Source organism: Nostoc sp. PCC 9305 (assembly GCF_963920915.1).
In the GTDB taxonomy this organism is placed as follows: domain Bacteria; phylum Cyanobacteriota; class Cyanobacteriia; order Cyanobacteriales; family Nostocaceae; genus Nostoc.
The window spans coordinates 42,899-55,819 of the sequence record NZ_CAWUDN010000024.1 but is presented as its reverse complement, the minus strand read 5'-3'; the positions used below and the strand labels follow the sequence as shown (position 1 = coordinate 55,819).

Sequence of the window (12,921 nt, the reverse complement as noted above, 5' to 3'; positions counted from 1 at the left end):
ACTATCTAAGATTAAATAAGGTACTCTTATGAATATTAAAAATATTCAATACAAAAAAAGGTACTGTTAAGTACAATTTTGTCGCTCTCTTGAACTCATCATCAGCTTGATTTATTAACAAGCTTTCGTTAATTTTACAAAAAAATAATCTACAATCCTTATAGCATAGGGCGTTTTAACAAAAACCTTGGTTAAGTCAACTTGAGTTCAGAGTCACTTTTTGACTAAATTTTGCTTCTCGTTTTGAATTCAGTATGATTTTGTTAGACTTCTTGCATGAATCAAAAGCCCTCACCCTAAATCTCTCTCCCAAACTTGGGAGAGGGACTTTAAATTTGGCTCTCCTTCTCCCAATTTTGGGAAAAGGGGTTGGGGGATGAGGGCGAATTTTGCATTTGTGCAAGAGGTCTATTAATGAAAACCATAATTTTATTGATGAAAACTATAATTTTGTTGATAAAAATATGATTTTATTGATGAAAACCATAATTTTGTTGATGAAAATCATGATTTTGTTATGAAAACCATGATTTTGTTAATGAAAGCCTTTGCATTCAGAGTGACGACCTCTGAAGTATCGACAATCAGAAATCTACAGCCCCATTGAGTATAAAATTATCCTGTCATGTAGCTTGTCAGGCAAAATATGCTTGATCAGCGCTCCAATTTTGGCATCTTGTCCAACAAGATAGCGCGTCTTGGGTTTTTTTGCAGTCAGCGCATGGACAACAACTTGAGCGACAATATCCGCAGAAATTCCCTTAGATGCGAGAATCTGCATTTTCTTGCGGACAATATTCATCGCTTGACCGTAGAGATTTTGTGCCGATTGTGGTAGGTCGTATTGTGCTATTTCAGATTGGCTAAGAGACTTTTCCCAGATTGGGGTAGCAATAGAACCAGGTTCAATAATTGAAACCGAGATTCCCCAAGGTCGTAACTCCATCCGCATTACATCAGTGAGTGCTTCCAAAGCAAATTTAGAAGCATTATAAGCGCCCAAAAACGGCGTTGGACTCCTACCAGAAATGGAACCCATATTGATAATTCGACCCCGACTTTGGCGTAAAAGACCAAGAAATGCTTGTGTCACAGCTAATTGTCCAGTGACATTAACCTGCATCTGGTGTTGAAAATCAGCGATCGCTAATAATTCTAACGGGCCAGGAACAGCAATTCCGGCATTATTCACTAAACCCAAAATTCCCACACCACCAACTGCATTTGTTACCGTATCAACCGCAGCTGCGATCGATTCAGCATCAGTAACATCTAAAAAAATCGGAATCAGCCTTTGCGATCCTTTCTGTTTAAGTGTCTGAGCATCAACATCTTGACGCACTCCAGCAAAAACAGAGAAGCCCAACTGGTCTAAAAGCAAAGCAGTGGCTTGACCAATTCCTGTTGAGGCTCCTGTAACCACTACTGTGCGTTGATATTCTACAACCATTAATTTTCTTTGATGATGGGGCTGCCGTAATTACGAATTACGAATTACGAATTAGTATCAATCTTTGCAAGTGCCAAAACGAAGGCAATCTTCAGTTTGGTCATCTCTAGCCGATATTTGCCACGGCAAAATGCGTAATTGAGCATTTGTATTGTCAGCAATTAGCGCAGCTATTGTGGGAAACTGGTTTTTAACAATTGTCACGTCACTACTATAAGTATTGCCTAGCTCAACATTGTATAAATAAACAGGCAATGCCATGAGGACAATGCAAATTATCCGGTTCATACCCAACCTCAGCTAATAATTTCCGATTACGATATGTATATATGCCACCTTGACGAACCGGATTTTTAAAACTGAGTATCAAATGTTAATGTTGTGCTAATTTACTCAGCGCAGTAGTCTGTCAAGTTTAAATTGATGGGTAAGCCAGTTCGTAGTAAGGACTTTAGTCCTTCATTGTCTAAACACTGAAGTGCTTACTTACAAACTCATCAAAATTAATAGGACAGACTACTGGTGGTTCATCGCATTAATTTTGCGGGGCTGCTAGATCCCCGACTTCTTCAAAAAGTCGGGGATCTGAACAGCACTGACCTCTTAAAACTTTGGCGATAGACCACTAGCCGCAGAGACATGATTTCTAATTTATCGGTTCCACCCTATTTTTATTTTAGGTTAGGCATTGCCTACAAGATGGCTTCCTACTAACTTATACAGATAGCAACCCCAAAAAACAGGACAAAAAACCCACAGTACTCAAAAACATATCTTAGTAGCTGCATTCCCCGGATAAAATAGTTAACAAATGTTGCCTACTAGTTGACTCATGACGCCTTCACAAGACGTAGATACTGTAAACGTTCCTAACCTCGACCCAGAAGGATATGGCAACTCAGACACCGATCCTCTTGATGAGTTGCCTGGTGAAGTCGAAATGTCCCTTTTCGACCATCTAGAAGAATTGCGGCAACGGATTTTCTATTCGTTGATTGCCGTAACAGTGGGCATTATTGGCTGTTTCTTTGCCGTTAAGCCAATTGTCCAATTACTTGAGGTTCCTGCACAAGGAGTAAAATTTCTCCAACTTGCACCTGGAGAATATTTCTTTGTCTCCCTGAAAGTTGCAGCCTACACTGGCATTGTACTTACTAGTCCTTTCATTCTTTACCAGATTATCCAGTTTGTGCTTCCAGGACTGACTCGCCGCGAACGCCGTTTACTGGGGCCTGTGGTTTTGGGTTCGAGTGTGCTATTTGGAGCGGGTTTAGTATTTGCCTATTTACTCCTTATCCCCGCAGCGTTGAAATTTTTCATTAGCTACGGAGCAGATGTAGTCGAACAACTTTGGTCAATTGATAAATATTTTGAATTTGTGCTGCTACTGTTATTTAGCACTGGTTTAGCATTTCAAATTCCCATCATCCAACTGTTGCTCGGTAATTTGAACATTGTCTCGTCAGAACGGATGGTTTCTGGTTGGCGTTACGTGATTATGGGAGCAGTGGTTTTAGGAGCCGTCCTGACACCTTCTACTGACCCCTTGACTCAAAGTCTTTTAGCGGGAGCAGTTTTAGCGCTTTATTTCGGCGGTGTTGGACTGGTGAAGCTTACAGGTAAATAACATTTGGAATAGGTTACAGGTGACAGTGAATAAGTTATAAGGAGGGCTACGAAGACGGACATCTGATGAAAAGGATATTTATAGGTTATTTATTAGGGTTGACATTATTAACCGCTTGTAGCAAAGAACCCACAGATAGGCTTACACAAGAACTACAAACTGTAAAATCATGGACAGCTACAAGCAAAATGGTTGCTAATGCTTGGGTACGAGGTGCTGTGCCAAAAGTCTATGCGAAACAAACACTGAAGAAAGCACAGCAAGAGTTCCAAACAGAAACCGACAACATAGCCCAGATAGAATCATCTACAGCTATTCCCCAGCCTTACAAGTTAGCACTTTTAGGTCATATCAAACGGTTAGCAAAAATCACAGAGCAAATGTCAACCGCAGTTGAACAAGAAAATTATTCTGTAGTGGCACAAAGAATTGGGGATTTATCGCTAGAAGGACGAACACTAGACTCGCAACTACCACAGCAGAACAAACCATGAAGAAAGTTTTTGAAATCGCGCTGGGGATTGTGACTAGTATAGGTGGCTTTTTGGATGTGGGTGCGATCGCTACAGCAGCAGAGGCTGGATCTATTTTCGGCTTTCAACTAATCTGGGCGATTATTCTGGGTACGATTTGTGTGATTTTTTTGGTAGAAATGTCTGGGCGGTTAGCAGCAGTTAGCAAGCATACTTTAGCTGCTGCGGTGCGCGAGCGTTTTGGATTTAATTTTTATATTATTCCACTGATTGCAGAAGTCGTAGTTGATTTTCTAGTGCTAGCAGCAGAAATTGGTGGTGTTTGCATCGCCTTACAACTGCTAACGGGTATTAGCTTTCAGTGGTATGCTTTACCCGTTGCCTTTGCAATTTGGTTGCTAATTTGGTACGGCAACTTTGGCATTATTGAAAATGGTATTTCCGTATTAGGGTTGGTGACACTAGTTTTTGTTGTCGCTACTTTCAAGTTGCATCCATCTCTAACACAACTTGGCAGTGGTTTGTTGCCAACTCTGCCACAACAAGATACCGCTCATTATTTATATCTTGGAGTTGGGATTTTGGGGGCTTTGATTAGCCCCTATTTATTTTACTTTTACTCATCTGGGGCAGTAGAAGATAAGTGGGATGAAGAGTATATCGGTGTAAATCGCGCAGTTGCCGGTTTAGGGATGAGCTTTGGTAGTGTTGTATCGCTAGGGGTGCTGATTGTGTCAGCACTAGTACTCAAACCCAAAGGCGTTGAGGTAGATAGCTACGAACAAGCGGCGTTGATGTTGACAGAAACTTTTGGTTACTGGGGCTTTGTACTATTTGCAGCATCCTTGGGTATTGCTTGCTTTGGCGCAGCACTGGAGGTGACTCTCGATACAGCCTATATTGTTGCTCAGTCCTTTGGTTGGAATTGGGGCGAAAATCTCAAACCAAAAGATGCCGCACGCTTTAGTTTGGTCTACACTGTGTTTGTCTTTCTCGCTTCTTTATTAATGGTATTTGGAATCGACCCATTGCAATTGACTTTGTTTTCAATGGCGATTACAGCAGTAATTTTGCCGCCTGTGATTGTGCCATTTTTGGTATTGATGAACGATGAATTATATGTTGGCAAGTATCGCAACGGTTGGATAAGTAATAGTGTTGTAATCTTTACAATTGTGCTGACATTCGTGTTGGCGATCGTTGCTATTCCCCTAGAAATTCTTGGAGGGTGATCGCTGCTGCGCGTTTACGTTAATAATCAACTGAAAGTGATAGAAAATGAACATTATTAGAGATGTACTTGATAACCAATTAGTTGACAGCGATCGCCGCCATCTGGGCAAAGTCGATGGTATTGTCATAGAGTTACGCGACGGAGAACCGCCACGACTCACTTATATCGAAACTGGTATGACAATTCTTGCACGACGTATTCACCCACGTTTAGAAAGGTGGGTAGCAGCAATTGAAAGTAGCTGGGGTGCTAAACAAAGTGAACCCTTTAGAATTCCGTGGTCAAAAGTGCGAAATGTTGGTATTGATGTCGAAGTCGAGATTGAAGCTGACAAAACTCCAGCATTAGCTTATGAAAAATGGCTTCAGGAACAGATTATTAGCCGAATTCCAGGGGCAGAACATGGCAACTCGTGAAATTCATCTGGAATTGCTACTGGGTAAACAAGTATTGGATTCAACTGGTAAACCCGTCGGACGCATTGAAGAAGTTCATGCCCAACAGCAAGGTGAAGAATGGGTTATTCAGGAATATCTGATTGGAACCACTGCTGTGTTAGAAAGACTATCAGCTTGGGCAATTGGGTTGAGGATCTTACATTTACTTGGGGCACATAAGATCCACAATGGCTATACAATATCTTGGGAGCAGCTAGATTTAACTAACCCTGAAAAGCCTTGTTTGCTCTGTACCTTAGATGATTTAAAAGCATTAAAGACTTCCAAAAAATAAAACTTAAAATCTAGCTTACTAAGCCCAAATCTAGCGCATCTGCATCAAATGCTAGTAATAATGAAATAAATAGAGTTAACCATCTTTACTTAACTCAAATAGACTTTTTCCATTAGCAAGAGGTAACACATAAGCAATCTCACCTAACTCGGCTTTCTCTGTGCCAAAAAATGTACCTCGATGCTCAGGAGTGATTAGCAATTGAGTTGTTTTTGGAGTTGATACGGAACTAATAGATATCTCGACATAACCCCGCAACTCAAAATTTGCCTCTTCTCGAAGTTTTTTATTAGTAGCATCCGGTTGCAGGATAAATAAGCCTGTATCATTAGCATTGATAGGAAATGTAAAGCGTGATTTCTGTATACCTCCTGCGCCTTCAAAAACACTGCTTACAGGCCCATCTACACCAGTGGTATCCAAAACGGTGAGGATTTTTTTAGGATCTAGTCCGGGTGTTCTGGTTGTAACTACAAGAGAGAGAAATACGAGTTCATTAGTGACATTGGCAATCGTCAGAAAATAGCCTTGGAGAACTTTTCTTGCTAGTGGGCTAAGTTCAGGTTCTTTATCTGTAAGCTTTTTTGGAAGTTGAGGCTTAAGAAGAATTTCAAATGTGGAGATAAAAGCCATTTATTTTTCCTTGAAAACGTGTATTTTTTCTTACCTTACCAACAGGTAAAAGGATTATACAGGACGTTATGGTATTTTTGAATAAAAAATACTGTAATTACTTAGAAAGTTATTAACGTTAATGCAATAATCGGTCACAATATCCATTCCGAAGAACGTTCACCCAAATCGAGAGGAATGCTAACAGCTTTGCCAAGCCGGGGGCGATCGCGGGTTTGGGCAATAAAAGTTTGTACCTGTGTTGACCCACCCAAGGCATGAAGATAATTGGCAATGCTATCGAGATGTTCTTGGTACTCCGCCTCACTCAAGGGAAAAGAAGCTTGCTCTAGATATTTCCACATTACTTGCAAAAATATCTTTCCCTGTGCCCGTCGAAACTGGACATCATAAGAATATCCCCACTTATCAAGCAATATCTGACGTAATTCCTGTCCTGTCATAGCTTTTCTCAATCAGATTTTACATTTAGTTATGATGTTAAGTTCCGTGACTCCAGTATGATAAGGATATAAAGAAATGTAATGCTAACAGAAAAGATGCTAAATATATCTTGGAACAAAGAATTATGGCATCGTTGTGAGCGCTAGCATTTCGACTTAGACAAGAGTTGCTCAAGTATTAGTACTTTTGTCAAAATGCTTAACAAAATACACAAAGAGCGCGTAGATTATGGCTCAATTTTCTGAATCAGCAGACGTGCCCGATATGGGGCGTCGTCAGTTCATGAATCTGCTCACTTTTGGGACTGTCACTGGAGTAGCTCTGGGTGCATTGTATCCCGTTGTCAAGTACTTTATTCCACCAGCAGCAGGTGGTGCCGGTGGCGGTGTAACGGCAAAAGATGAGCTAGGTAACGATGTTAGCGTCACTAAATTTCTCGAAAACCGGAATGCAGGCGATCGCAACCTAGTCCAAGGACTAAAGGGAGATCCTACCTATATTGTGGTAGACAGCAAAGAGGCGATCAAAGATTATGGCATTAACGCCATCTGCACCCACTTAGGTTGTGTCGTCCCTTGGAACGTTGCTGAGAACAAATTCAAGTGTCCTTGTCATGGTTCCCAGTATGACGAAACTGGTAAAGTTGTTCGGGGCCCAGCACCTCTGTCTCTGGCTTTAGCCCATACCAGCGTCAACGACGACAAAATCGTTTTAACCCCTTGGACTGAAACCGACTTCCGCACAGGTGATGCACCTTGGTGGGGTTAATAATTTTGTCCTTAGTCATTTGTCCTTTGTTCAGGGCTTAATGACTAATGACTAATGACCAATGACTAATGACTAATTCAATTGTCGCCCTTATAGAGATGAGAAATGTTTTCCTAACAGCGAGGTTAACTCGCAGTGCTAGAGCGATTGTAAAAACATTGCTCATAGCGATCGCTACTGTGACATTTTACTTCACCAGCGATCTAGCCCTTCCCCAATCAGCTGCCGCCTATCCTTTTTGGGCACAGCAAACCTATCCCGAAACCCCCCGCGAACCAACTGGGCGAATTGTTTGTGCCAACTGTCACCTAGCCGCCAAGGTTACAGAAGTGGAAGTTCCCCAATCGGTGCTACCTGACACTGTATTCAAAGCTGTGGTGAAAATCCCCTACGATCTGTCCGCCCAGCAAGTTGGTGCCGATGGTTCTAAGGTTGGCTTGAATGTCGGTGCTGTACTGATGCTACCCGAAGGCTTTAAGATCGCTCCTGAAGACCGTCTTTCCGAAGAACTTAAAGAAGAAGTTGGCGACACTTTCTACCAACCCTACAGCGAAGGCAAAGATAACGTCGTCATCGTCGGCCCTTTACCTGGCGAACAGTATCAGGAAATCGTCTTCCCAGTTCTTTCTCCCAACCCCGCAACCGACAAAAACATCCACTTCGGTAAATATTCAGTTCACGTAGGTGGTAATCGGGGACGCGGACAAGTTTATCCTACTGGCGAAAAGAGCAATAACGCTGTTTACAACGCTTCTGCTACTGGCACAATTACCAAGATTGCCAAAGAGGAAGATGGAGACGGTAACGTTAAATATCTAGTAAACATCCAACCTGAATCGGGTGATGTTGTCGTTGATACGGTTCCTTTAGGGCCAGAACTGCTTGTTTCTGAAGGTCAAGCAGTTAAGACTGGTGATGCTTTGACCAGTAACCCGAACGTCGGTGGATTCGGTCAAATAGATGCAGAAATCGTACTGCAAGACGCATCAAGAGTTAAATGGATGATTGCGTTCATCGCTCTTGTAATGTTGGCTCAAGTTATGCTTGTGCTGAAGAAGAAGCAGGTTGAAAAAGTTCAAGCTGCTGAGATGAATTTCTAAATTCTTTGCTAAATCATTACTTGTAGGACAGGCTTCTTGCCTGTCTTTTTTTATGTTAGTTACACGAAGCCTGGAAATTTGGGACTTATACCAATTGCTGTACCTCTACCAACGTATTTGTATCATTATTAAAATGAAACAGTATTAACTGCTTGTAAACTTTATGAACTCAATTATGGTTATTCACCCCTATAAGTTCGGCGAGATGTGGGTGTTTGACGATGACAATGTAAGTCTAGTTCGAGAGCCTTTCGTAGCAGGGGCGGATGAAATTATTGAAAGAATGGTGGCACACATTCCAGATGCTGAGTCAGGGTTCAGTTTAGTATTTTCTGCATCTCCCTTTCCTGGCTATCAACTCAAGTTCGACTGGCGGCGTGAAGAATATGGAGGTAAATGGTATTACAGTGCAGATTTAGATCGAGAAGGATGGCTTTGTCCTGCTCTATTTAAGTATTTCGATCTGGCTCCTAAAGAATTTTACGCTCAGTTCAAAGCGAAAATAAACCGATAATCTTGATGAAGATGAGGGCATTACGATCAGACTTTTTCTTGAATTTTTGATAATCATGCTATGCATAAGGGAACTCCAAAAAATAAATTATTCCAATTTCTGGACTAAACACGACTAGTTTCTCCCCCCTACTCCTTGCCCCCTGCCCTAAATACGTACCCCTTTGGGGAAGCAAGCTACGCGTAGCGTCCCGCAGGGATGGGATATTTTTTTAGTTAGAAGTCCTTAACCCTTCTAAGAGGATGTTTTAAAAGTAATTTGCTGTGATTTTAGGCACTTATTGATCCCCCCTAGCCCCCCTTAAAAAGGGAACCGGAATCAAAGTCCCCCTTTTTAAGGGGGATTTAGGGGGATCTAAAACCTTTTGTTACCGAGAAGAGGACTTTTCAAACATCCTCTAAGCTAATTCCTTATACTCAAGAAATGAGCGATAAAATGGATGATATGCTAACTGATGTAATTATAGATTAATAACTTTTTTTTACATTAATTAGATTAGTTAATTTACCAAATGCTAAAGGTTTTCCTGAAGATATGAATGATTTCTACAAGAAGTTTTTTTCAGAAAACCAAATTGGTTATTGCTTTGGACATTCTTGGTTATTGCTTCAAGAGATTATAGATTATGATTGGGACAATCAGTATGTAACCCGATGGGCATACGTAAAACATCAGTATGCACACTTATTTCAGGATAATGCTTCGTTTCCGGCTGAGTTTCCAGAAGGAGAACCGCTATATTTTGTACTGCCGAACTGGAAACAAGAACCTGAAACAACTGAAGTATCTTGGGTGACAAGTTATAAAGAATATGTAGGTTGTTCTGAACAGTTTATTGAAGAACTTCTCGAATTAGGTTCTCCTGATGAGATTAGAATAATTTTCTGGTTTGATGCATAAGTTAAACTTTGATAATTAAAACGAAGATTAACCACCAATTAGATACAGCTAAAATTAGCGAAACTTGAAGCGCACAGCAAATGATTAACAAAGAAATTGCCGAGTATTATCTGTGGGGTAATAATTTTCATGGCGATCGCATTTTGAGCGATATTATTAAACCTAGCCCTAGTTGAGTTGAGGTATTAGCCCGTGACAGTCTCAATAGAGTATATCCCCGTTACCCCAATTGAGTACCCAGATGAGGACGGTAAGCCGATGGCTGAAGGTGATATCCAGTGCAGTTATTTGACTTATGCAAGAAATGCGTTGAGGATTTATTTTCAAAATCACCCAAATGTATACGTCGCTGGTAATCTATTTATTTACTACGAAAAAGGTTATCCAGAATCGGTTGTCGCTCCAGATGTATTTGTGGTCTTTGGAGTGGAAAACCGTGACAGACGCTCTTACAAAACCTGGGAAGAAAATAATCAAACGCCAGATTTTGTTCTAGAAATTACCTCAAAAACCACCCGCAGCAAAGACCAAGGTGCAAAGAAAGGAATTTACGCCTTTCTGGGAGTGCGTGAATATTTTCAATATGACCCCACAGGCGATTATCTCAATCCCCAACTCCAGGGTTTAAACTTGGTTGATGGAAACTATTTCCCTGTGGCAGCCAATACCCTACCAGATGGTACAGTGTCCCTACCTAGTGAAGTTTTGGGGCTAGAGTTACGCTTGGAGGCGGGAAAACTGCGTTTTTATAATCCAGCTACAGGTCAAATACTCTTAACTCATGAAGAGGAAGCAACTGCACGCCAAGCCGCAGAAGAGAAAGCGCAAAGATTAGCTGCTAAACTTCGAGAATTAAATATTGATCCAGATAGCCTTTAAGCTAATAATATAGGGTGAGCAATGCCCACCCTACTGCTGTTAATTATTTTTTGTGAGACTGACTATAGCGGACGGTAGACGCGATAGTTGATTTCGGGGAAGATATTATCCATTAACTCGACTTTTTCCAGCCAACCACTATCAATTTTGCCAACTTTAACATCTTCATAGAGCTTATTGAAGCGCATCAGGTGCGATCGCGTCCGTCTAACTGCATAAGGTACCATCGTTCCCGTCCGCATAATAAATGCCCAGTCGGAAGATTGTGCTAATAACAATTCCCGCGCGGCTTGGTTCAATGCTTTTTCCCCCAACTCATCCTCTGGTTCTAGGTGGGAAATTTCAATCATCCGTTCAGCAGCTTTATGCAAATGTGGATAAATCCACGCATTTGTTTCATTCAACCAATATTCGTGGAAACCCTTGAAACCCCAACTAGACTGCGAAGGACGACACACTTGCTGAGTTGGCTGATCTCGCAAATAGTCTGCTAAATGGGTCATTTGATATGTTTTTTGGTCATACCACGATTTGCGGAATAGGTAATCGATGAACCAAGGGCCTTCATACCACCAATGTCCAAATAACTCTGCGTCATAAGGCGAAACGATAATTGGCGGGCGTTGCATTATACCATAGAGATGCTCAGATTGCCTCTCTCGGTTATACATAAAGTTATCAGCGTGTTCTGCTGCCTTTTCTCTAGCCCAATAAGGATCGTAGAGCGCCTTATCTGATAGACCTAAGCCACGCCCTGTAATTTTGTGATACTTAATGCCCGTATTTTTCCGCTGACCATTGGGCATAATATAGGGCTTAATATACTCATATTCTGCTTCCCAGCCCAAATCTTTGTAAAATTCTCGATATTCCGCCGCCCCAGGATAGCCCACTTCAGAAGACCATACCTGTTGGGAAGATTCATGATCTCGACCAAAGACAGCAACACCAGTTTCTGTATAAATTGGCGCATAAGTACCAAAACGCGGCCGCGGACGAGCGTAAAGAATGCCATGCCCATCAGTGAGAAAGTAGCGTAACCCAGCATCAGCTAGCATCCGCTCTAAACCTTCATAGTAGGCACATTCCGGCAACCAAATGCCTCTGGGTGCTTGTCCAAAGGTTTGTTCGTAATGTTCGCAAGCTACCTGAATTTGCGCCCACACTGCTTGCGGATACATTTTCATCAACGGTAAATAGCCGTGAGTAGCGCCGCAAGTGATGATTTCCAAGTTGTTACTGTCTTGGAACTGCTTAAAAGCTGTCACCAAGTCACCTTGATTGCGTTCCCATAGCTGACGCGCTTCTTTAAACTCAGTAATGTAATGCTCGGCTAAATAACGAAGATGCCCGTTGTTGACATTATGTTCTGCTTCTAGTGCTATAAGTTCTTCTAGTTGGGTCAAGTGTGCGTCATAGCGTTCTTGAAGCAGAGGATCGCGAAGCATTGACACTAAAGGGGGTGTCATACTCATCGTGATTTTAAAGTCGATACCGTCTCGCTTTAAGCCTTCAAATACTTTCAATAAGGGGATGTAGGTTTCTGTGATGGCTTCATAGAGCCATTCTTCCTCCAGCACGTAGTCACTTTCCGGGTGACGAACGAAGGGTAGATGTGCGTGGAGTACAAGCGCGACGTAGCCGATAGCCATAGTGATTTTGGGGTGATACTTGTAAGTTGAAGGTCGAGAGGTTTGCCTGAAATTAACAATATTTTAAGACTTTATGGGGATCGTAAGAATAGTTTTCAATTTAGTTAATTACAGTGCTTGTGAGGGCACAACAATTGTTGTACCTCCATCGCCTTTTGTTGTTAACTAGTTGTAAAATTTGCCTATTTGTTTATTGTATAATCCTACACTGAAAATATTTACTCCGGTTCAAGACCTTTAGCTCGTAAGCGTTCTGTGAATTTTTCAGCTAACTCACCTCAACAATTCAAGGTGCGTTAGCCTACGGCGTAACACACCCTACTTCAAGTTTATATTTCTTCATATACATTGAATTTTGATCGCCGACTTACTCAATTGCGGGTTTGCTTCTTCTTCTGGCAATATTCTGGGTTAAAGTGCGTTTCTGTAGGAGACTCACGTTGGTTAAAAAATGTCATTTATAACTGAGTCTTCCGAGAAATCTGGCAGTATTTTTTACTTTCTAACTTGGATTC

The 12,921-nt window shown here is 41.5% G+C and carries 15 protein-coding genes; 10 read left to right on the top strand and 5 right to left on the bottom strand.

The window, feature by feature from the left end:
• Positions 1–592: 592 nt before the first annotated feature.
• Together ACM0OX_RS11490 and ACM0OX_RS11485 are read right to left on the bottom strand one after the other, a co-directional pair.
• A complete protein-coding gene (locus ACM0OX_RS11490) occupies positions 593–1,450 on the bottom strand; it encodes an SDR family oxidoreductase (RefSeq protein WP_414514979.1) in 858 nt (285 codons plus the stop codon).
• Between the two features lie 57 nt (positions 1,451–1,507).
• A complete protein-coding gene (locus ACM0OX_RS11485) occupies positions 1,508–1,738 on the bottom strand; it encodes a hypothetical protein (RefSeq protein WP_414514978.1) in 231 nt (76 codons plus the stop codon).
• A 544-nt stretch (positions 1,739–2,282) separates the two neighbouring features.
• On the opposite strand from ACM0OX_RS11485, the gene tatC reads away from it, so the two are divergent.
• The 5 genes from tatC to ACM0OX_RS11460 all read left to right on the top strand — a co-directional run bounded on the left by tatC (position 2,283) and on the right by ACM0OX_RS11460 (position 5,516).
• On the top strand, positions 2,283–3,077 hold the full coding sequence (tatC, locus tag ACM0OX_RS11480; protein WP_414514977.1) for a twin-arginine translocase subunit TatC: 795 nt from the start codon (positions 2,283–2,285) through the stop codon (positions 3,075–3,077).
• Positions 3,078–3,142: 65 nt separating this feature from the next.
• On the top strand, positions 3,143–3,571 hold the full coding sequence (locus tag ACM0OX_RS11475) for a hypothetical protein (protein ID WP_414514976.1): 429 nt from the start codon (positions 3,143–3,145) through the stop codon (positions 3,569–3,571).
• Positions 3,568–4,782 carry an Nramp family divalent metal transporter gene (locus tag ACM0OX_RS11470; RefSeq protein ID WP_414514975.1) on the top strand — a complete coding sequence of 405 codons (1,215 nt, stop codon included), beginning with the start codon at positions 3,568–3,570 and terminating at the stop codon, positions 4,780–4,782. Before ACM0OX_RS11475 ends, ACM0OX_RS11470 begins: the two co-directional genes overlap by 4 nt.
• Positions 4,783–4,828: 46 nt before the next feature.
• A complete protein-coding gene (locus ACM0OX_RS11465; protein ID WP_414514974.1) occupies positions 4,829–5,200 on the top strand; it encodes a hypothetical protein in 372 nt (123 codons plus the stop codon).
• Positions 5,187–5,516 carry a hypothetical protein gene (locus ACM0OX_RS11460; RefSeq protein ID WP_414514973.1) on the top strand — a complete coding sequence of 110 codons (330 nt, stop codon included), beginning with the start codon at positions 5,187–5,189 and terminating at the stop codon, positions 5,514–5,516. The genes ACM0OX_RS11465 and ACM0OX_RS11460 overlap by 14 nt, the downstream gene beginning before the upstream one ends.
• 75 nt (positions 5,517–5,591) lie before the next feature.
• On the opposite strand, the gene ACM0OX_RS11455 is transcribed toward ACM0OX_RS11460, so the two are convergent.
• Both ACM0OX_RS11455 and ACM0OX_RS11450 read right to left on the bottom strand, forming a co-directional pair.
• On the bottom strand, positions 5,592–6,149 hold the full coding sequence (locus ACM0OX_RS11455) for a hypothetical protein (protein WP_334841426.1): 558 nt from the start codon (positions 6,147–6,149) through the stop codon (positions 5,592–5,594).
• 134 nt (positions 6,150–6,283) lie between these two features.
• Positions 6,284–6,592 (bottom strand): DUF3067 family protein, encoded by a 309-nt coding sequence (locus tag ACM0OX_RS11450; RefSeq protein WP_179063611.1) that lies wholly within the window; start codon positions 6,590–6,592, stop codon positions 6,284–6,286.
• A 229-nt stretch (positions 6,593–6,821) separates the two neighbouring features.
• On the opposite strand from ACM0OX_RS11450, the gene petC reads away from it, so the two are divergent.
• The 5 genes from petC (at position 6,822) to ACM0OX_RS11425 (ending at position 10,754) form a co-directional block, all read left to right on the top strand.
• Positions 6,822–7,361, top strand: coding sequence for a cytochrome b6-f complex iron-sulfur subunit (gene petC, locus ACM0OX_RS11445; protein WP_292816980.1), 540 nt, complete (start codon positions 6,822–6,824; stop codon positions 7,359–7,361).
• A gap of 98 nt (positions 7,362–7,459) precedes the next feature.
• Positions 7,460–8,461, top strand: coding sequence for a cytochrome f (gene petA / locus ACM0OX_RS11440; RefSeq protein WP_414514997.1), 1,002 nt, complete (start codon positions 7,460–7,462; stop codon positions 8,459–8,461).
• Positions 8,462–8,624: 163 nt separating this feature from the next.
• Positions 8,625–8,975 carry a DUF6717 family protein gene (locus tag ACM0OX_RS11435; protein ID WP_414514972.1) on the top strand — a complete coding sequence of 117 codons (351 nt, stop codon included), beginning with the start codon at positions 8,625–8,627 and terminating at the stop codon, positions 8,973–8,975.
• 534 nt (positions 8,976–9,509) lie between these two features.
• Entirely contained in the window at positions 9,510–9,875 is a 366-nt protein-coding gene (locus ACM0OX_RS11430; RefSeq protein WP_414514971.1) for a hypothetical protein, read from the top strand.
• A gap of 192 nt (positions 9,876–10,067) precedes the next feature.
• Positions 10,068–10,754, top strand: a complete 687-nt coding sequence (locus ACM0OX_RS11425) for a Uma2 family endonuclease (protein ID WP_414514970.1) — start codon at positions 10,068–10,070, stop codon at positions 10,752–10,754.
• A gap of 62 nt (positions 10,755–10,816) precedes the next feature.
• On the opposite strand, the gene ACM0OX_RS11420 is transcribed toward ACM0OX_RS11425, so the two are convergent.
• Complete coding sequence (locus ACM0OX_RS11420; protein WP_414514969.1) at positions 10,817–12,406, bottom strand: glycoside hydrolase family 57 protein; 1,590 nt, start codon at positions 12,404–12,406, stop codon at positions 10,817–10,819.
• Positions 12,407–12,921: the final 515 nt, after the last annotated feature.